Origin of the sequence: Rathayibacter sp. YIM 133350, from assembly GCF_037404875.1 — a bacterium.
Taxonomy (GTDB): Bacteria; Actinomycetota; Actinomycetes; order Actinomycetales; family Microbacteriaceae; genus Orlajensenia.
Genome location: NZ_JBBELO010000017.1, coordinates 26,966 through 44,322 on the forward strand (window position 1 = coordinate 26,966; position 17,357 = coordinate 44,322).

Genomic DNA, 17,357 nt, shown 5'->3' on the forward strand with positions numbered 1-17,357 from the left:
GGAGACCGGATGATCCAGACCGCCATCGAGCACGACGTCGCCCGCGTCACGCTGAACGCACCCGAGAAGCTCAACGCGCTCGACGAGACTGCGCTCGGAGAGCTCTCGGAGGCGTACGAGCACGCGGCCGTCGCCGGCGTGCGCGCCGTGGTGCTGCACGGCGAGGGCCGGGCCTTTTGCGCCGGCCGGGACATCTCGGGCCTCGACCCGCGCGATGACGACGTCGAGCGGTTCCTCGGCTCCCTCGTGACACCGCTGCTGCGGCAGATCGCCCGGTTCCCCGCGCCGACCTTCGCCGTCGCACACGGCGCCTGCCTCGGTGTGGGTCTCGGGCTGCTGATCGCGTCGGATGTCGTCTACGTCGCCGAATCGGCCAAGGTGGGCTCCCCATTCGCGAACCTCGGCGCAACGCTGGACTCCGGCGGCCACGCCTTCTTCTACGAGCGCATGGGGGCGCACAAGACCCTCGACCTGATCTATACGGCACGCCTGATGAGCGGCACGGAAGCGGTCGCATCCGGTCTGTTCTCACGGGTCTTCCCCGACGACGACGTGCTCGCCGCCACCCTGGCCGCCGGCGAGAGCGCCGCACGGGGCGCGACCGAGGCCTTCCTGGCCAGCAAGGCGCTCATCTCCCGGCTGCGCGATGACCGCCTCGGGCTCTGGGATGCCATCGCACTCGAGAACGCCGCGCAAGCCGCCCTCTGCGAGACCGACGACTACCGCGAGGGGTTCGAGGCCTTCCAGCAGAAGCGCACGCCGACCTTCGCCCGGTAGGCCGGCGCCGGCATCCGGCTCACGCCGCCCGCGCGGAGACCGAACGGCGCGTGCGGCCGTCTTCGTCGGGGCGCCACCAGAGCCAGAACTCCCCGGCGAGCACGTGCATCCCCAGACCGAGCCAGAAGGCCGGGGCGAAGCTGTTCTCGAGCGAGAGCACCTGGAAGCCGGCGAACAGCCCGACCCACAGCCGGATGGTTCCGACGCCGAGGGCGACGGCGAAGGCACGGATCATCCAGCGCCGGTGCCACCGCACGTGCCCTCGGCGAATGGCCCGATAGGCGAGCGCCAGGCAGAGCAGGAACCACGAACCGAAGACTGCGGTGGCGAGTGACTGCCACGCCCCTCCGTACGAGAACGGCACGCCGAAAGCGAGGGCGAACACCCCGCTCGTCAGCCCGAGAGTGAGCAGGATCCGCCCGAAGCGCCGATGGAAGGTGAAGTGGCGTTCCCGGAAGCGCCGCGACAACTGGAAGGGGGCACCGACGAGGTAGAGCACTCCGGGAACGATGTGCAGGTAGGCGAGCCAGGGGCTCGCCACGTACCGATACTCGAAGCTGTCACTCTCGGCCGAGGCGCCCGCCATGAGGAACGGCGTATCGGTACCGACGCGGATGCCGGCGAAGACGAGCACGACGGCCATGAGCACGAAGATGGCGCCCCACACGGAGACCGACACCACCCGCTCCATGATCAGTCCGGCCGCGCCTGGTCGAAGACGAAGATCACGTTCCCCGCCGGATCGGTGATCGTGGCGACGCTGCCATCGGGAATGGGGCGGGGCGGCGAAGCGACCTTCATCGCGGGATGCTCGGCGAGGAATCGCTCCAGGTTCTCGACCTCGTACATCGGGCCGGCTGGGTCGGGTTCGGTCGAGAGCATGACCTGCAGATCGCTGCCCGGGATGCGGAATGCGACGGTGTCCTCGCCCTCACGCCAGGCCTCGTCCCAGCCGAGCACGTCGCGGTACCAGGCGAGCCCGGCGGAGAGATCCGGAACGGGCGTGTAGAGGAAGCGAAGTCTCATGCGCCTCTCCATAACTGAGTTATGTCATTGCCGAGGCCGAATATACTCGGTCCTTCGCCACCCGGGTCGAGCAGCCGATCCGCTCGAGCGGTACCTCGTGAGCCTCGTCGATGCGCCGCAACGCCTGGTTCCGCGGCTGCTGCTCGCCGCGTGGCGCGAGGCGCTCACCCTCGCGCCCCTCGCATCCGTCTCGATCGGCGAGGCGGATGTCACCGAGGTGCGCGCCGCTCTCGCGCTCGCGCTGCATCCCACGGACTGAGCACCGCCTCAGTGCCGGTTGAGTCCTGCCGGGTTCTGGTCCGCGCGGAGGTACGTTCCGCGCCCGTCCACGACGAGTCCGTCCTCATCGAAGATCAGCACCTCGCTCACGAGGGCGCCCTTCTGATTGCGGTAGACGATGACGATCGTGTCGATCCCCGCGTAGACCGACACGACCTCGAATCGCAGGTCGGGGATGAGCGCGAGACCTCGCTCCCAGTACTCGCGCACGGCCGCTTTGCCCCGGAAGACGCCCTCGCTGCCGGGGATGACCTGAGCGCCCACCGGCGAACGGAACACCACGCTCTCGCTGAAGTGCGACAGCAGCCGATCGAGGTCGTGGGCGTTCCAGGCGTCGCACCACTCGGTGCTGAAGGTGGTGGGGTTCGGCACTGTCATGGCAATCCCTTCCGCGTCCGATCCTGCACGAGACGGATCTCTCGGCGCCGATCCCCGCATCCGCACCGAGGGTCAGATCTCGACGTCGCTGCCCATCGTGACGGTACGCAGGGCGGGCAGTCCGAAGCGGGCTGCCGGATCGGCGGCGTTGTGGGCGAGGGCGACGAAGAGTGAACGCCGCCACGGGGACATCTTGCTCTCACGTGTGACCCGGATGGCGCCCCGCGAGATGAAGTACGAGGCGCGGGCGAAGTCCCCGGCCTTGAGCGGCAGAACGCCGGCCAGGCAGGCGGCACGAAGGGCCCGGGGAATGTCGGGCTTGTCGGAGAATCCGAATCGTATGGTGAGGTGCTCGATGCCGTCGTCGGCGTAGCCCAGATCGTCGTACTCGTATGCCTCGAATGCCGGCACATGCGGAACGGATGCGGTGATGATCGAGACGATGATCACGTGTTCGTGCAGGACATGGTTGTGCTTGACGTTCGCGCGGAGAGCGAGCGGCGTGCTGTCCTTATTCGGGTGGGGGAAGATCGCGATGCCGGGCACTCGCGGCAGGTTCTCCGTGCGCACCTCCTCGATGAACTCGGAGAGGGAGCCTTCCTTCTTGCGCCGGTCTTCCTGAACCAGCTGGCGACCCCTGCGCCAGGTGGTCATCACCGTGATGACGGCCGCAGCGATGAGCAGAGGCACCCAGCCGCCGTTCACGATCTTGGACAGGTTGCCGGCGAGGAAAGCCAGCTCGAGACCGCCGAACGCGATGGCGGCAACCACGATCTTCCAGGGGCGCCAGTGCCAGAGCGGCCGCGCCACCAGCAACAGCAGCACCGTGTCGACCACGAGCGCCCCTGTGACTGAGATGCCGTACGCCGTCGACAGGCGCTCCGACGATCCGAACGTGAGCATCACGGCCATGACCCCGATGAACAGCAGCGCATTGACCGCGGGAAGGTAGATCTGTCCCCCTTCCCGAGCGGACGTCTGCCGAATGGTCAGGGGCGGCAGCAGCCCGAGCTGGAACGCCTGACGCGTGAGCGAGAACGCACCGGAGATGACCGCCTGACTGGCGATCACCGTCGCGACCGTGGCGAGGATGACCACAGGCAGCCGGCCCCAGTCCGGGATCAAGAGGAAGAACGGGTTCGCCTTCGCCCCGGGATGATGCAGGATGAGCGCCGCCTGGCCGAGGTAGTTGATCGTCAGCGCAGGGAAGACGAGGAAGAACCAGGCACGGCGGATCGGCGAGCGCCCGAAGTGGCCCATGTCGGCGTAGAGGGCCTCCGCCCCGGTGATCACGAGTACGACGGCGCCGAGCGCGATGAACGAGATGGACGGGTGGGCGACGATGAAGACGATGGCGTACGTGGGAGAGAGCCCGAGCAGCACGGCCGGATACTGGATGACCATGGGCAGTCCCGCCGCCGCGAGCACGATGAACCACAGCACCATGACGGGACCGAAGAGCACGCCGACCTTGCCCGTTCCGTAGCGCTGAACGACGAAGAGCGCGATGAGGATCACGGCCGCAATCGGGATGACGAGGTGCGCGACAGCCGGCACGGTGACGTGCAGGCCCTCGACCGCGGAGAGGACACTGATCGCCGGAGTGATGATCGAGTCGCCGTAGAACAGCGAGACCCCGACGATGCCGATCACCAGCAGCACGCCGGCACGCCGTGCGCGACCGGAGTAGAGCCGCTGGGCGAGCGCGGCCAGGGCCATCACGCCGCCCTCACCGTCGTTGTCGGCTCGCATGAGGATGGCGAGGTACTTGATGGAGACGATGATCGTGATGCTCCAGAACATCAGCGAGATGACCCCGAAGACATCCTCCTCGTTCGCCCGCACGGCACCGTTGTCGAGCAGGAACACGGTCTTGAGCGCATAGAGCGGGCTCGTGCCGATGTCGCCGAAGACGACGCCCAAGGCGGCGATCGCCGCGACGGGAAGAGCGCGCGCCGCGCGCCTGGCCGCACGGGGTGTGCGGGACGGTTGAGCTGGTGCCGGATCGGCGGGAGCCGGAGAGGGACACGCCTGCTGGGTCATGTCACGTCAGGGAGCATGAACGGTGAGACCATGTACGTCGCATTGCACCAACGTTACCCGCCGACACGGGTGATCACGCTCATCACTCGACTCGCGGTCGCCGCATCAGAACAGACGTGCTTCACGCCTCCGACGACGAGTGACCAGCGCGCCCACGCCTACGATGACGGCGAGCACGGCCAGCACCGACGCCTGCGTGTTGTCGCTGCCCGTCTTCGCCAGCCCGCCACCGCCACCGCCGCTGCCGGTGGTCGAGGCCCGGTTTGTGATCGTGAGAACGACGGGAACGTCGCTGCTGACAGTGGCGAGGTGGGGACTGTCGTCGAGCTGGTATCCGGTCGGCGCTACTGTCTCCACGACGGAGTAGTCCCCGACAGGCAGGCCGTCGATCGATGCGTTGCCGGCGCTGTCGGTCGTCATCGTACCCACAGTGTCGCCCGCACCGGTGAAGACCGTGAACTGCGCACCGGCTAGCGGGATCGACGCGTTGGCGGCATCGACTTTGTGCACGCTGATCGAGCCGAGTTGCTGCTCCGTGATGGTGAGCTCCGCGGTGGCCCTGACCGTCGCGAAGGTCGCCATCGATGCGACGATGATGTCCTGGGTCCTGACATCGGGGGTGGCGCTCGTGATGATGGTGCCCGGGAGTATGGGGGCATTCTGTACCGTGGCGCTGATGGTGACGTTCGTACCCGGCGGCAGCGAGCGAGCGTCGATCCAGAAGCTGTCGTCGTCACCGATCGGACCTGTGATGGGGTCCCCGTCGTCATCCACCACAGCGCCCGCATCGACCGTGACGGTAGCGCCCGTGGGCGACGTCGTCTCGACGACGAAGGGACCTGCGAGAGTTCCGGCGGGTGCCGTCGGGTCATCCGGTGTGATGTCCAGCACGCTCACGGGCTCCGTTCCGGTCGCTTCAGCGTGGTCGAGCAGCCAGACCATCAGCTGCTGGATCACGGTGGAACGCGGGTACGTCGCCACATCCTGCGGCACTGTCGTTGGCGACGGGAACAACCGCCCGCCGGCGAGGGCGGGATCGGTCAGGTTCCAGATCGCGAACTGAGTTGCGGTGATCGCGTCCTGATCGGTGATACCGGTTATCCCTGTCGTCGCTGACAACTGTGCGCCCGTGAACGCCGGATACGCGTTCTGCAGGATCCACTGGACCTCGGCGGCGTTGGCATTGAACTCGTTCCGAGACGCATCCGACCACGACGCCGTCTGATAGGGCTCGAGGATGGCGATCGGGATCGCGGCCTCGACGCAGTAGGAGAGGGTGGACGTCGTCGCCCCGCCGTCGTCCGTCCAGGTCACGCGGAACATGTCACCGTTCTTGCCCGCGACGGTGCCGTCAGGCTGCGGCATGCCGTAGAGAGAGCCCTTGTTGGAGTTCGTCGGGACACCCCTGGGGTCAGCCGTCGCGACCCCCGCGCCCAACACCGCCAAGACCAGGCCGACGACGCCACCGATCAGGCCGATTCGACGCCATCGCGCATCCGACTTCATAGGCAGATTCCCAACATGAGTTGGCTGCTCAGTATTCTCGAGCAGCACCGTCCGTGGAGTTCAACGTGCTTCGAGGTTAGCCTCGCACTTTGGCCCCTACAAGGGGGGGCGGCACGGCGCACTTGCGGCCACCGTGCCGTTCGGACAACAATGACAGAGGCGAGGGATGCTCAGATCGGCTCGGATATCCATGCCGGTCGTCCCTCGGGTCCGTGGCGTGGGGACGCCCGGGAGGGAGCTGAGGACGTGTTCCGTATCTCCAGACAGGCGCTCATGCGCGCCTCGGCCGCCGTTGCCGTCGGCGTCGTCCTTGCTGTCAGCGCAGGTGGCGCAGCACAGGCGGCGTCGCCGAACCTTATCGACCCGAGCGCACTGGGCTCGATCACCGTCCACAAGTTCGAGTCTCCGCCCGGCGGCGACAGCGGCCTGCCCAACGACGGCTCCGCTATCGATCCGTCGCAACTGGCCGGCCTCACGCCGCTCGCCGGCGTGACCTACACGCTGCAGCGCGTCGACCCGGCAACCTACGACCTCACGACGAATCAAGGCTGGACGAACCTCTCGAGCTTGACTGTCGAAGAGGCGACGACGGCTCCCTTCGACAGTCAGGCATCCGCCACCACCGCAGCCGAGGGCGTCGCCGCATTCGCCAACCTGCCCGTCGGGGTGTACCTCGTGACGGAGACGGGCCTTCCGCCCGGCGGAGTCCCGAGCGCGCCCTTCCTCGTCACCGTCCCGCTGACCAACCCGAACGACACCACGCAGTGGCTGTACGACGTCAACGTGTATCCGAAAGACGACATCACGACAGCATCCAAGACGGTGAGCGACACTACGGCGATCGCCCTCGGCGACCCGGTCGTGTGGACCATCACGTCGGACATCCCACAGGCGACGGCGGTCGACGGGTACCGGATCGCGGACCCGATCGCATCGCAGCTGACGTATGCCTTGGGTTCCACCATCGTGGCCCTCGGGGGAACTCCGCTCGTATTCGGCGTCGACTATGCAGAGACCTATGCGCAGACCGACCCTGCTCTGGCCGATCCAGTGCTGTTCCCGAACACGCTCCAGATCGACCTCCTCGCACCTGGCCTGGCGAAGCTCGAGGCGGACCCCGCGGGACAGGTTTCGACGACCGTGAAGACAACGGTCGCCCAGATCGGCGAGATCCCGAACACCGCGTGGATCTATCCGGACCTCGCCAGTCAGACGATCACGCCCGGGCAGCCCGGCGGCCCGACTCCGACCGACGATCCGGTGACGAAGTTCGGCAACGTGACGCTGCACAAGACGTCGACGGTCGATCCGACGATCAACCTCGCCGGCGCGAAGTTCGCCGTGTACCCGACTCTGCCGGATGCCCAGAACGACACGAACCGCATCGACATCAGCGGAGTCAGCACCTGGGCGACCGACGCCAACGGGAACGTCACCATCGACGGCCTGCGTTTCTCCGGCTGGGCCGACAATCAGGCTCTCCTCCCGTCGGACCCCGGCTATCAGCCGTACTACGTCGCCGAGATCGCCGCCCCGTCCGGCTACGACCTGCTCGCTCAGCCCGTCCAGGTCGTCGTCGATGACCTCGACAACGAGGTCGACTACCTCCTTGCCGATCCGCCGCACAACGGCGGCTTCCCCCTTCCGTTCACGGGAAGCATGATCGGCGCGTCGCTGTTCTACGGCGCAGGAGCGGTCATCCTGGCCGGCGCGATTCTTCTTCTTATCCGAAGCCGCCGCAAGGCAGCAGCTCGCGCGCACGACTGAGGCTCGGCGGGCGTGACCAAGGGCGGAGAGACCCGCCGGCGCGGCATCTTCCAGCGGATGCTCGTGCTCGTGGTCGCGGCTGCTGGACTGGGCATCATCCTGTACCCGGCCGCCGGCTCGTGGATGAGCGCTGCGGCCATCAGCAACGACCTGAAGGCGTATGAGCAGCAGGTCGAACGCTCGGCGTCGTCGAGCAATCAGCAATCCCTCGCCGCCGCCCGAGCGTACAACGCGAACATCCCGCACGGGGCACTACGCGATCCGTACTCCTCCGCGACGAGTCGCCAGCAGGCCACGGACGACTATCAGAACTACCTGCGTCAGCTGGAGATGCCGGGCAGGTACGCCATGGGCACGGTAAGGATCCCGTCGATCGGAGTGAACCTGCCGATCTACCACGGCACGTCCGACGCCGCGCTCGACCGCGGGGCCGGACACCTCTACGGATCTTCACTCCCCGTCGGCGGTCCGAGCACGCACGCGGTCGTCACAGCGCACGCGGGCCTGCCGAACGCGACGATGTTCACCGACCTGCAGAAGGTGCGCAAGGGCGACACCTTCGCCGTCACGGTCCTCGACCAGACCCTCTACTACCGGGTCGACCAGATCACGGTGACCCTTCCCAACGACACAACGGCACTCGACATCGTTCCGGGCGAGGATTACGTCACGCTCCTTACCTGCACACCGATCAACGTGAACTCGCACCGCCTGCTCGTGCGCGGAGAACGCATCGCCCCACCCGAGACAGCATCCGGTATGGTCGTGAAAACCAATCCCGGATTTCCTTGGTTCATTCCGATCTTCGTCGCCGGTGTCGCGGTCATCGGCGCGCTCCTCTACCGTCGCCGTGACGCGGCGCAAAGAGCCGCCTGACCAACTGTCGAAATGCGATTCTGGCAACCGCTGCGATCGCGCCTTCAGACCTCCGGTGCGCGCCTCACTGCTTCGCCATCGCCACCCGGAAGCGCTCCTCGGGCGAGATGAGGTGGTCGAGATCCTCGGCTGCCGCGTCGATGTCGAGCTGGACCCAGGCGATCCGGCCGGTGAACTCGTTGCCACTCGGTCCGTACTCCTCCGAGACGGGAGCACCCGCATCGCTTCCGACCTCGGTGGTCTCGTCCATCGAGAAGATGCCCCAGTGGGTTCTTTCGACGCGGCCGGATCCTGCCGACGTCCCGTCGATGTAGAGGGTCACGTCGCCACCCTTTCCGATGCCGCCGCCGTCGTAGACGAACTCCATCCGCACCTGGTGGGTACCGGTCGGCAACGGCGCTTCCGCACCGACGTAGTAATAGCGAGCGCCGGTGAAGTTGTAGGCGTAGCGCAGCCTTCCGTCGAGCGCGTACAACGACCAGCCGCCGGTCTGGCCGCCCTGGGCGACGATCACACCCTCAGCGCCCTCCTCGGGCACGGTGATCTCCGCCGCGACGGAGTGCGATTTGTTGCGGATATTGATCACGACGTTCTCCTGCAGCCGTCGCATCCCGCCGTACAGAACCTGGCTGTCGCCGACGACAGGGTTGGGACGGCCCGCGAGATCCGCGTTGAATCGCTCGGCGAAACGCGGCTCCAGCGGGAACACGTTGTACTTGCCCGCCTCGAGTTCGAAGAGCCTCTGCAGGGCTTTGAGCTTCTCGGGCAGCTCGGCGGCCAGATCGTGGGCCTGCGTCCAGTCGACAGCGGTGTCGTACAACTCCCAGACGTCAGCGTCCACGTCTTCACTCCGACCGGAGAACTCCCACGGCGTCGCGTGCTTCGTCACCGCGGTCCAGCCCTTGTGATAAATGCCGCGATTGCACATCATCTCGAAGTACTGCGTCTCGTGTCGTTCGGCCGCCTTTTCGTCGTCGAAGCTGTAGGCCATGCTCACCCCGTGCAACGGTTCCTGCTGCACGCCGTTGACGGCGGTGGGGAACGGGAGGCCCGCGGCCTCGAGCACCGTCGGGACCACGTCGATCACGTGGTGGAACTGCTGCCGGATCTCGCCCTTCGACTCGATGCGGCTCGGCCAGTGCACGATCGTGCCGTTACGGGTGCCGCCGAAGTGCGAGGCGATCTGCTTCGTCCACTGGTAGGGCGTGTCCATCGCGTGGGCCCAGCCGACGGCGTAGTGGTTGTATGCCCGCGGAGTGCCGAGGTCGTCGATCCGGTCGATGAGCCATTCCGGGGTCGACAGGTCGGGGGCCTCGGAGACCATGATCTCGTTGGTCGTGCCGATCAGGGTGCCCTCCCCGGATGCGCCGTTGTCGCCGATGATGTAGTAGATCAGCGTGTCATCGAGGATGCCGAGTTCGTCGAGGCAGTCGATGACCCGGCCGACATGGTGGTCGGCGTACTCGAGGAAGGCCGCGTAGACCTCCATCTCGCGGGCGAGGACCGGCTTGAGCTCCTCGGGCTGGTCGTCCCAGGCGGGGATCTCGCTGGGGCGCGCGGTCAGGTCGGCGTCGGCGGGAATGACGCCGAGCTGCTTCTGGCGGGCGAACATCTCATCGCGGAGCGCATCCCATCCCGCGTCGAAGCGGCCCCGGTACTTCGCGATCCACTCCTCGGGGACGTGATGCGGGGCGTGCGTCGCGCCGGGCGCCAGATAGGTGAAGAACGGCTTGTCGGGTGCCATCGACTTCTGCTGCGTGATCCACGAGATGGTGTGGTCGGCCAGGTCGGCCATGAGGTGGTAGCCCTCCTCGGGCGTTCCCCACGGCTCGACGGGGGTCGTCTGTTCGTAGAGCGCCGGGTACCACTGGTTGTTCTCTCCACCGATGAATCCGTAGAAGTACTCGAAGCCGCCGCCGGGATGCGGCCAGTGGTCGAACGGGCCGATCGGGCTCGATTCGAACACGGGCACCTCGTGGCACTTGCCGATCTGGGCGGTCGAGTAGCCGTTCAACCGCAGGATCTCCGCGAGCGGGGCGCACGTGTTCGGGCGCAGCGAGTTGTAGCCGGGGGCCGAGGTGGCCATCTCTGTGATCGCACCCATGCCGACGGCGTGGTGATTCCGCCCGGACAGCAGGGCAGCCCGCGTGGGCGAGCACAACGCGGTGGTGTGGAAACGGTTGTACTTCAGACCGGATGCCGCCAGACGCTCCGCCGTCGGCGTCGCACACGGTCCCCCGAACGCACTCGATGCGCCGAACCCGACGTCGTCCAGCAGAACCACCAACACGTTCGGCGCACCCGCGGGCGGACGCAACGGCGTGATGGGCGGAAACTTCGTGTCGGGATCCTTCGTCGTGTACGTGGTGAGAGTGACCGGCTTCGTGTCGGGAATCGGCAGCACCTGGCGGGGAATCTCAGTCATCGAAAGCACCCTCTTCTCTCAACACACGCGAATGTCTTCACCCTACGCACGCCGCGCCTCGCGAACCAGAGCACGGTAGACGACCGGCTTCCGATCAGCCCTCGTCGTTGTAGTAGGGCCACGGAAGGAAGCGCCGCTCGCCGCGACGGTCCGGGCCGTTGGATGATGGGGGCGAGAGTTGAACTCGATCGGCGGCCGCGACTCAGACGCGCTCGAAGACCGCGGCGAGCGCCTGGCCGCCGCCGATGCACATCGTCTCGACCGCGAGTGAGCCGTCGAGAGCAGGCAGTTCGTGGGCGAGGGTCGCGAGCATCCGCAGCCCCGTCGCGCCGATGGGATGGCCGATCGAGATGCCGCTGCCGCGCGGGTTCAGCCGCGGATCCTCCGCGTCGATGCGCCAGTCCGCGAGGCAGACGAGAACCTGCACCGCGAACGCCTCGTTGAGCTCGATCACATCGATGTCCGACCACGAGAGCCCGGCGCGCTGCAGGGCCCTGTTCGCGGCGGGCACGGGCGCGACGCCGAAGACGCGCGGATCATTTCCCGCGACCGCCCACGACCGGAGCCGGAGCAGCGGAGTCAGTCCCAGCTCGTGGGCGCGCTGCGGGGTCGTGACGATTGCGGCGGCCGCTGCATCGTTCTGACCGCTGGAGTTGCCGGCCGTGACCGTCGCATCCGGGTCGTCGCGGCCGAGGATGGGGCGCAGTCCAGCCAGGGCCTCCAGCGTCGTGTCGGCCCGGGGATTCTCGTCGTGGAGGACGACGACGTCGCCGCGTCTGCCCGGGATGGTCACCGGCACGAGTTCCGCGTCGAAGGCTCCGGACTCCTGTGCTGCGACAGCACGCTGGTGCGACCGGAGCGCGTAGGCGTCCTGAGCCTCTCGCGGGATGCCGTACTGGCGTCGCAGTTCTTCCGCCGAGCCGATATTCCCATCGGGCGTCGGGAAATTCCGGCCCCCGACCGTCTCGCGGCCACGGGCGAGCGCGTCGTGCAGCAGCAGACCGCCGGGAGGGAGGCCCCATCGCCCCTGCTCGGTGTACAGAGGCGCGAGCGACATCGATTCCGCCCCGAGGGCGATCAGCACGTCGCCGGCGCCGGTCTGCACCTCCATGGCGGCATTGATCACGGCCTGCAGCCCCGAACCGCAGCGGCGGTCCAGCTGGTAGCCGGTTGTCGTCACGGGAAAGCCGGCGTTCAGCGCGGCGACGCGTCCGAAGGCGGGCGCCTCCATCGTCGGGTACCCCTGTGAGCCGATGACGCCCTCCACCGCCGCCGGATCGATGCCCGTCCGCTCGACCAGAGCGCGCAACACCGTCTCGGCGAGCTGCAGAGCAGGGAGGGGCGCGAGCGCGCCGCCCATCCGCCCGACCGGCGTCCGGAGGGGCGAACAGATCACGACCTCGCGCAGCTCAGGCATCCACGGCCTCCAACGCGATCGTGAGCGGGGCGCCGGTCGCGTCGATCACCTGCTGCTCGCTGACGCCGGGGGCGAGTTCCCGCAGCACGAGCCCGTCGTCCCCGACGTCGATGACCGCGAGGATGCCGACGACGCGGGCACGGACAGTGGCGAAGGGCGTGCACTGTTGCGCGAGCTTCGCGGAACCGTCTTTCGCGCCGTGCTTCATGACCACCACGACCCTTTCGGCACCGGTCACGGGGTTCATGGCCCCGCCCATGCCCTAGACCATCTTGCCGGGGAGGCCCAGCTGGCGACGCCGCCTGGGGCGGATAGCCCGAACCCACGATCCGTGGGTTCGGGCTATTCCGATGTCCTGAGACATCACATGGCGGTACCGGTGGGATTTGAACCCACGGTGGACTTTCACCCACACAACTTTTCGAGAGTTGCACCTTCGGCCGCTCGGACACGGTACCGCCGACGATTCTAATGGCGCGACGGCGCCATTGCGAATCGAGGCCGACCAGCTCCTCCTCCACCCGATGAACCTGGCGGCTTTTCCCGAGCGACGGCGCGCGTGCGAGCGGTGTCGGCAGCGGCACGTACGCTCGAAACCGCAGCGGTTGTTGCAGGCAGGAGACGACATGGCGACGAAGACGACCCCCGGCTACCGGTGCGTGGAATGCGGGTGGACGGCCGTGCGCTGGGTCGGCCGCTGCGGCGAATGCCAGCAGTGGGGAACCGTGACCGAACTCGGCGAGCAGGCCGCGCCCTCGCGCGCCGTGAAGCCGGTGACGGTCTCGGCCGGTCGCTCCGCTCGACCGATCACCGAGGTGAGCACCGAGCAGGTCGACCGCTGGCAGAGCGGCATCAACGAATTCGACCGGGTGCTGGGGGGTGGCATCGTTCCCGGCGCGGCGATCCTGCTGAGCGGCGAGCCGGGGGTCGGCAAGTCGACGCTGTTGCTCGAGGTCGCCGCCCGCGCGGCGCGGAGCGGCCGGAAGGTGCTCTACGTGAGTGCCGAGGAGTCCGTCAGCCAGGTACGGCTGCGCGCCCAGCGTACGGATGCGCTCGTCCCGACCCTGTTCCTCGCCTCGGAGACCGACCTCGCCACCATCCTGGGACAGATCGATTCCGTCGAGCCGGAACTGGTGATCGTCGACTCGGTGCAGACCGTCTCGAGCTCCCTCTCCGACGGTTTGGCCGGCCAGCCCTCACAGGTGCGCGAAGTCGCCGCGACGCTCGTGCGGGTGGCGAAGGAGCGCGACCTTCCGATCCTCATCGTGGGACACGTGACGAAAGACGGCTCGATCGCCGGCCCGCGTCTGCTCGAGCACCTCGTCGACGTCGTCTGCCAGTTCGAGGGTGACCGCCAGACGGCACTGCGATTCGTGCGAGCACTCAAGAACCGGTTCGGGCCGACGGATGAGGTGGGATGCTTCGAGATGACCGGCGACGGCATCGCCGAGGTGCCCGACCCGAGCGGCCTGTTCCTCAGCCGTGGTTCGACGACCGTGAGCGGCACCTGCGTGACCGTGGCACTCGAGGGCCGACGGGCCCTGCCTGTCGAGGTGCAGGCGCTTCTCGTCGAGTCGACCGGGCCCCAGCCCCGGCGGGTGGTGAACGGCGTGGACCCATCGCGTGTCGCGATGATCCTGGCCGTGCTCGAACGCCGGGCCGGCCTGAAGGGGGTGGGGGCGAACGATGTCTACATCTCCACGGTCGGCGGCGTGCGCCTGACCGAGCCCGGCGCCGACCTCGCCATCGCCGTCGCCATCGCCTCCGCACTGAGTGAGCGACCGGTACAGCACGAACTGGCGGCGTTCGGCGAGATCAGCCTCGCCGGCGAGGTGCGGCCGGTTTCAGCGGCGGCCCAGCGGGCATCCGAAGCCCGACGTCTCGGCTTCACCACCGTGCTCGACGGGGAGATCGGCAGTGTGCGGGCGGCTCTGGAGCGGCTGCGGCTGGCCGACGGCGACGCCGCCAAGAAAGATGAGCGCGCCGCTCGACGAGCGGCCGACCGCGACCAGTGGGAACGCGAGCTCGATCGCTCGTTCTGAATCATCACGCCGACCCCGATACGACTGCGGCGACCCGTGGCCGCGCCGAAGCCGGTCAGGCGTCGAGAGCGGCCAGCAGGTCGGTGGGCGAGGCCTGCATCGGATGCGGTCCCGCGATGTCGAAGAAGACGGTGCTGATGATCTCGGCGTTGGCGCCGAGGAAGGCACGCAGCCACGACGGCGACTGCAGGCCGACGGCCGGAGGAAGGTTGGCGGGCTTGTTCGCGGCATCGCTGAAGAGCAGCAACGCGATCTCGCCGGTCTCGGGAGAGCGGTAGGTCCACACCTCGCCCGCATCCAACGGGTTGTCGCGCGGCCCCGGCTTGACGAGGGGAACCACGGTGTTGCCATTGCGCAACGCCAGGGCGACCGCAGCCATGTCCTGGCGCTCGAGGGCCGTGGCCAGCGCATCCGAGCGGAAGGCGGTGCGTTTCGCCGAGGGACGGGCAGCGGGCTTCTTGCGCGATCCAGAGGCCATGCTCTGAGCCTAGCCTCCGGCCACACGGCATGCGGCGTGCCGAGCGCCGGGGCCGGCGGTCAGCGCGTCAGGGCGGACGACCTCAGCCGAGCATGAACTGGGTCGACTCGGAGTCGACACCGTCGACCGACACGGTCAGGTGGTACGACGCACCGCCCGCCGGCACGCCCTCGCGAGCAGAATCGCACGTGTCGGCAGCGGAGCGGGTGCGATCCCACGTGATCGGAGCCGCGGATGCGATCGGCACTCCGGGCTTCAGGGTCACCTGCGCGTCGACGGCATCGGACTGGCAATCCGTGGAGACCCAGTACTTCTCGTCACCACTCGTGATGGTGAACACCTGCTGCTTCGTGCCCGCGTTGAACACGCACGGCTTCGAGCCGGTGTTCGTGATCGAGAGCGAGAGCTGGGGGTTCTCGCCGGGCGCGTACGTGGTCTTGTCGGTGATCGCGCTCACGGCGATCACGCTCTTCTTGCATGCCTTCCCGTCGGCCTCGGTGGCCTCCGTCGGGATGGTGGTCGAGTTCGCGGCCGTGGACGGGGTGGTGGTCGTCGCCGTCCGGGCGCTGGAATCGCTCGGCTCCCCGGAGCTCGCCCCTGGTCGCACGACGATGAGGATGATGGCGACGATGACGGCGATCAGGCCGAGACCGAGGAGGATGCGCCGGCGCCAGTAGACCTTGTTTGGCTGCGGGCCGACGGGATGCTTGAGCGTCGACATACCCACAGGGTAGGCACCGTACCGGCATTCGCCGTGCACCGTGTCGGCGGTTCATCGAACGGATGCCCGCGCGCCCGGTTTCCGGCGGAGATGGGCCCCTCAGAGCCTCTTCAGCATCCGGGTGTTGCCCAAGGTGTTCGGCTTGACCCTGGCGAGGTCGAGGAACTCCGCCACGCCCTCGTCGTGCGAGCGCACGAGCTCGGCGTAGACGGCCGGATCCACGGTCTCCGAACCCATGTCCTGGAAGCCGTGGCGTTGGAAGAACCCCACCTCGAAGGTCAGGCAGAACAGTCGGGAGAGCCCGAGCTCGCGCGCATCCGCCTCGAGCACTTCGAGCAGCGCGTGCCCCACCCCGCTGCCGAGACGATGCTCGGCGACGGCGAGAGTGCGCACCTCCGCCAGGTCTTCCCAGAGCACGTGCAGCGCGCCGCAGCCGATGATCTCCCCGGCGCTCGTCTCGGCCACCCGGAACTCCTGCACCGACTCGTAGAAGACGACCCGCTCCTTGCCCAGCAGGATGCGACGCTGCACGAGCGGCTCAACGAGCGCGACGATGGCGGGGACATCGCTCGTGCGGGCCCGGCGGACCTCGAAGGCACTCATGCCAACACCCTATCGAGCGGCCAGAACACGGCGACGGATGCGGTGCCTCGGCGTACGGTGAAGACACCGCTTCCGGCGTCGGAGAGCCGAGAGTTCCACGGAGAGGACGACATGGCAGATCAGAAGAAGTTGAAGAAGGCCGCCGAGAAGGCACTCGCTGCCGCCCGAGCGGCGGTGAAGGATGCCCGGCATGCCGTCAAGAAGCTCGACAAGGGCGCACGCAAGAAGGCCGAGGGGGAGGCCTCGAGGCTCGCCAAGGCCGAGAAGAAGGCAGAGCGGGCGGGCATCCACGCCGAGAAGCCGCACACAGCCGCCGAGAATACGTCGGCGTCGGTCGAGGCCGACGCGCTGTCTGAGCGGAACGTGGGACAGCCGAGTGCGGAGGTGGAACACGCGCCTGCGGAAGCCACAGCTTCCGGAGCCCGCGCCGCCGCCGGGGATATCCCGGACGCTTCGCATAGTCCGATCGATTCCGAACGCTCGGTCGACACCGGAAATGCGATCAAAACGGAGAGTTCACTCGGCGCCGGAGGTTCCGCCGACACGGACGCGGCGCTCTCAGCCCTCACCGTTCGCGAATTGCGCGAGAGGGCACGCGCCGCGGCGATTCCGGGCTACTACTCGCTCAACAAGGCCGCACTCGTGGATGCGCTCCATCGGCGGGAGTGAACCCCACGCCATGCCGGGCGCTGATCAGGCCGACGTACGGGCGCGTTCCTTGAGCCGGGCCTTCGATGACTTCTCGACGAGCACCGGCACGAAGTCGCGCACGGGGCGTCCGGTGAAGGAGAGGTGCTCCGCATGCACGATCTCGGCGATGACCGCCGGGTCGACGTCGGGGAACTTCTTCGACAACCGCTCGACGACCTCATCGACGGCCCGCTGTTCGTTCTTCTCAGCATCACGCACGAGTCGAGTGTGCGGCTGAGAGCGCTTTCATGTCAAATGGGCGCTGATCGGCCCGCGGCGGGCATGAGAAAGGGCCGGGTGACCCGAACACCCGGCCCTTCCCTGATGGG

The 17,357-nt window shown here is 67.7% G+C and carries 18 protein-coding genes and 1 tRNA gene; 6 read left to right on the plus strand and 13 right to left on the minus strand.

Annotated elements, in window-relative coordinates:
• The first annotated feature begins 9 nt into the window (after positions 1-9).
• Entirely contained in the window at positions 10-777 is a 768-nt protein-coding gene (locus WDJ51_RS03885; RefSeq protein ID WP_337851118.1) for an enoyl-CoA hydratase/isomerase family protein, read from the plus strand.
• Between the two features lie 19 nt (positions 778-796).
• Here WDJ51_RS03885 and WDJ51_RS03890 read toward each other — a convergent pair whose 3' ends face one another.
• Both WDJ51_RS03890 and WDJ51_RS03895 read right to left on the minus strand, forming a co-directional pair.
• Positions 797-1,456, minus strand: coding sequence for a DUF2306 domain-containing protein (locus tag WDJ51_RS03890; RefSeq protein ID WP_337851119.1), 660 nt, complete (start codon positions 1,454-1,456; stop codon positions 797-799).
• A gap of 14 nt (positions 1,457-1,470) precedes the next feature.
• Positions 1,471-1,803: a VOC family protein gene (locus WDJ51_RS03895; RefSeq protein WP_337851120.1), complete on the minus strand. Its 333-nt coding sequence runs from the start codon at positions 1,801-1,803 to the stop codon at positions 1,471-1,473.
• Between the two features lie 97 nt (positions 1,804-1,900).
• Here WDJ51_RS03895 and WDJ51_RS03900 point away from each other — a divergent pair, with 97 nt between their 5' ends.
• The gene (locus tag WDJ51_RS03900; RefSeq protein WP_337851121.1) at positions 1,901-2,062 is read left to right on the plus strand and encodes a hypothetical protein; all 162 of its coding nucleotides are present in this window, start codon (positions 1,901-1,903) and stop codon (positions 2,060-2,062) included.
• Positions 2,063-2,070: 8 nt separating this feature from the next.
• Here WDJ51_RS03900 and WDJ51_RS03905 read toward each other — a convergent pair whose 3' ends face one another.
• The 3 genes from WDJ51_RS03905 to WDJ51_RS03915 form a co-directional block, all read right to left on the minus strand.
• On the minus strand, positions 2,071-2,460 hold the full coding sequence (locus tag WDJ51_RS03905; protein WP_337851122.1) for a nuclear transport factor 2 family protein: 390 nt from the start codon (positions 2,458-2,460) through the stop codon (positions 2,071-2,073).
• A 72-nt stretch (positions 2,461-2,532) separates the two neighbouring features.
• The gene (locus WDJ51_RS03910) at positions 2,533-4,503 is read right to left on the minus strand and encodes a potassium transporter Kup (protein ID WP_337851123.1); all 1,971 of its coding nucleotides are present in this window, start codon (positions 4,501-4,503) and stop codon (positions 2,533-2,535) included.
• Positions 4,504-4,608: 105 nt separating this feature from the next.
• A complete protein-coding gene (locus WDJ51_RS03915; protein ID WP_337851124.1) occupies positions 4,609-6,009 on the minus strand; it encodes a SpaA isopeptide-forming pilin-related protein in 1,401 nt (466 codons plus the stop codon).
• A gap of 246 nt (positions 6,010-6,255) precedes the next feature.
• On the opposite strand from WDJ51_RS03915, the gene WDJ51_RS03920 reads away from it, so the two are divergent.
• The gene (locus tag WDJ51_RS03920; RefSeq protein ID WP_337851125.1) at positions 6,256-7,776 is read left to right on the plus strand and encodes a SpaH/EbpB family LPXTG-anchored major pilin; all 1,521 of its coding nucleotides are present in this window, start codon (positions 6,256-6,258) and stop codon (positions 7,774-7,776) included.
• Between the two features lie 12 nt (positions 7,777-7,788).
• Positions 7,789-8,652 carry a class C sortase gene (locus WDJ51_RS03925; RefSeq protein WP_337851126.1) on the plus strand — a complete coding sequence of 288 codons (864 nt, stop codon included), beginning with the start codon at positions 7,789-7,791 and terminating at the stop codon, positions 8,650-8,652.
• A 64-nt stretch (positions 8,653-8,716) separates the two neighbouring features.
• Here the strand turns inward: WDJ51_RS03925 and WDJ51_RS03930 are convergent, their stop codons facing one another.
• The 4 genes from WDJ51_RS03930 to WDJ51_RS03945 all read right to left on the minus strand — a co-directional run bounded on the left by WDJ51_RS03930 (position 8,717) and on the right by WDJ51_RS03945 (position 12,952).
• Positions 8,717-11,077 carry an arylsulfatase gene (locus WDJ51_RS03930; protein WP_337851127.1) on the minus strand — a complete coding sequence of 787 codons (2,361 nt, stop codon included), beginning with the start codon at positions 11,075-11,077 and terminating at the stop codon, positions 8,717-8,719.
• Positions 11,078-11,279: 202 nt separating this feature from the next.
• Complete coding sequence (locus tag WDJ51_RS03935; protein ID WP_337851128.1) at positions 11,280-12,494, minus strand: acetyl-CoA C-acetyltransferase; 1,215 nt, start codon at positions 12,492-12,494, stop codon at positions 11,280-11,282.
• Positions 12,487-12,753 (minus strand): hypothetical protein, encoded by a 267-nt coding sequence (locus WDJ51_RS03940; RefSeq protein WP_337851129.1) that lies wholly within the window; start codon positions 12,751-12,753, stop codon positions 12,487-12,489. Before WDJ51_RS03940 ends, WDJ51_RS03935 begins: the two co-directional genes overlap by 8 nt.
• A gap of 109 nt (positions 12,754-12,862) precedes the next feature.
• A tRNA-Ser gene (locus WDJ51_RS03945) sits at positions 12,863-12,952 on the minus strand.
• Positions 12,953-13,120: 168 nt separating this feature from the next.
• Here WDJ51_RS03945 and radA point away from each other — a divergent pair.
• On the plus strand, positions 13,121-14,536 hold the full coding sequence (gene radA, locus WDJ51_RS03950; RefSeq protein WP_337851130.1) for a DNA repair protein RadA: 1,416 nt from the start codon (positions 13,121-13,123) through the stop codon (positions 14,534-14,536).
• 55 nt (positions 14,537-14,591) lie between these two features.
• Here the strand turns inward: radA and WDJ51_RS03955 are convergent, their stop codons facing one another.
• From WDJ51_RS03955 to WDJ51_RS03965, 3 genes are all read right to left on the minus strand, one after another.
• Positions 14,592-15,014, minus strand: coding sequence for a dehydrogenase (locus WDJ51_RS03955; RefSeq protein WP_337851131.1), 423 nt, complete (start codon positions 15,012-15,014; stop codon positions 14,592-14,594).
• An 82-nt stretch (positions 15,015-15,096) separates the two neighbouring features.
• Positions 15,097-15,735: a hypothetical protein gene (locus tag WDJ51_RS03960; RefSeq protein ID WP_337851132.1), complete on the minus strand. Its 639-nt coding sequence runs from the start codon at positions 15,733-15,735 to the stop codon at positions 15,097-15,099.
• A 99-nt stretch (positions 15,736-15,834) separates the two neighbouring features.
• Positions 15,835-16,338, minus strand: coding sequence for an amino-acid N-acetyltransferase (locus tag WDJ51_RS03965; RefSeq protein ID WP_337851133.1), 504 nt, complete (start codon positions 16,336-16,338; stop codon positions 15,835-15,837).
• 111 nt (positions 16,339-16,449) lie between these two features.
• Between WDJ51_RS03965 and WDJ51_RS03970 the strand changes: the two genes are divergently transcribed.
• Entirely contained in the window at positions 16,450-17,007 is a 558-nt protein-coding gene (locus WDJ51_RS03970; RefSeq protein WP_337851134.1) for a hypothetical protein, read from the plus strand.
• A 24-nt stretch (positions 17,008-17,031) separates the two neighbouring features.
• Here WDJ51_RS03970 and WDJ51_RS03975 read toward each other — a convergent pair whose 3' ends face one another.
• A complete protein-coding gene (locus WDJ51_RS03975; protein ID WP_337851135.1) occupies positions 17,032-17,247 on the minus strand; it encodes a three-helix bundle dimerization domain-containing protein in 216 nt (71 codons plus the stop codon).
• Between the last annotated feature and the right edge of the window lie 110 nt (positions 17,248-17,357).

Bases quoted from the DNA above. Each gene is read 5' to 3' on its own strand.
- WDJ51_RS03885 (WP_337851118.1), top strand. From the start codon at position 10: ATGATCCAGACCGCCATCGAGCACGACGTCGCCCGCGTCACGCTGAAC.
- WDJ51_RS03895 (WP_337851120.1), bottom strand. From the start codon at position 1,803: ATGAGACTTCGCTTCCTCTACACGCCCGTTCCGGATCTCTCCGCCGGG.
- WDJ51_RS03905 (WP_337851122.1), bottom strand. From the start codon at position 2,460: ATGACAGTGCCGAACCCCACCACCTTCAGCACCGAGTGGTGCGACGCC.
- WDJ51_RS03910 (WP_337851123.1), bottom strand. From the start codon at position 4,503: ATGACCCAGCAGGCGTGTCCCTCTCCGGCTCCCGCCGATCCGGCACCA.
- WDJ51_RS03915 (WP_337851124.1), bottom strand. From the start codon at position 6,009: ATGAAGTCGGATGCGCGATGGCGTCGAATCGGCCTGATCGGTGGCGTC.
- WDJ51_RS03930 (WP_337851127.1), bottom strand. From the start codon at position 11,077: ATGACTGAGATTCCCCGCCAGGTGCTGCCGATTCCCGACACGAAGCCG.
- WDJ51_RS03935 (WP_337851128.1), bottom strand. From the start codon at position 12,494: ATGCCTGAGCTGCGCGAGGTCGTGATCTGTTCGCCCCTCCGGACGCCG.
- WDJ51_RS03940 (WP_337851129.1), bottom strand. From the start codon at position 12,753: ATGGGCGGGGCCATGAACCCCGTGACCGGTGCCGAAAGGGTCGTGGTG.
- radA (WP_337851130.1), top strand. From the start codon at position 13,121: ATGGCGACGAAGACGACCCCCGGCTACCGGTGCGTGGAATGCGGGTGG.
- WDJ51_RS03955 (WP_337851131.1), bottom strand. From the start codon at position 15,014: ATGGCCTCTGGATCGCGCAAGAAGCCCGCTGCCCGTCCCTCGGCGAAA.
- WDJ51_RS03960 (WP_337851132.1), bottom strand. From the start codon at position 15,735: ATGTCGACGCTCAAGCATCCCGTCGGCCCGCAGCCAAACAAGGTCTAC.
- WDJ51_RS03965 (WP_337851133.1), bottom strand. From the start codon at position 16,338: ATGAGTGCCTTCGAGGTCCGCCGGGCCCGCACGAGCGATGTCCCCGCC.
- WDJ51_RS03970 (WP_337851134.1), top strand. From the start codon at position 16,450: ATGGCAGATCAGAAGAAGTTGAAGAAGGCCGCCGAGAAGGCACTCGCT.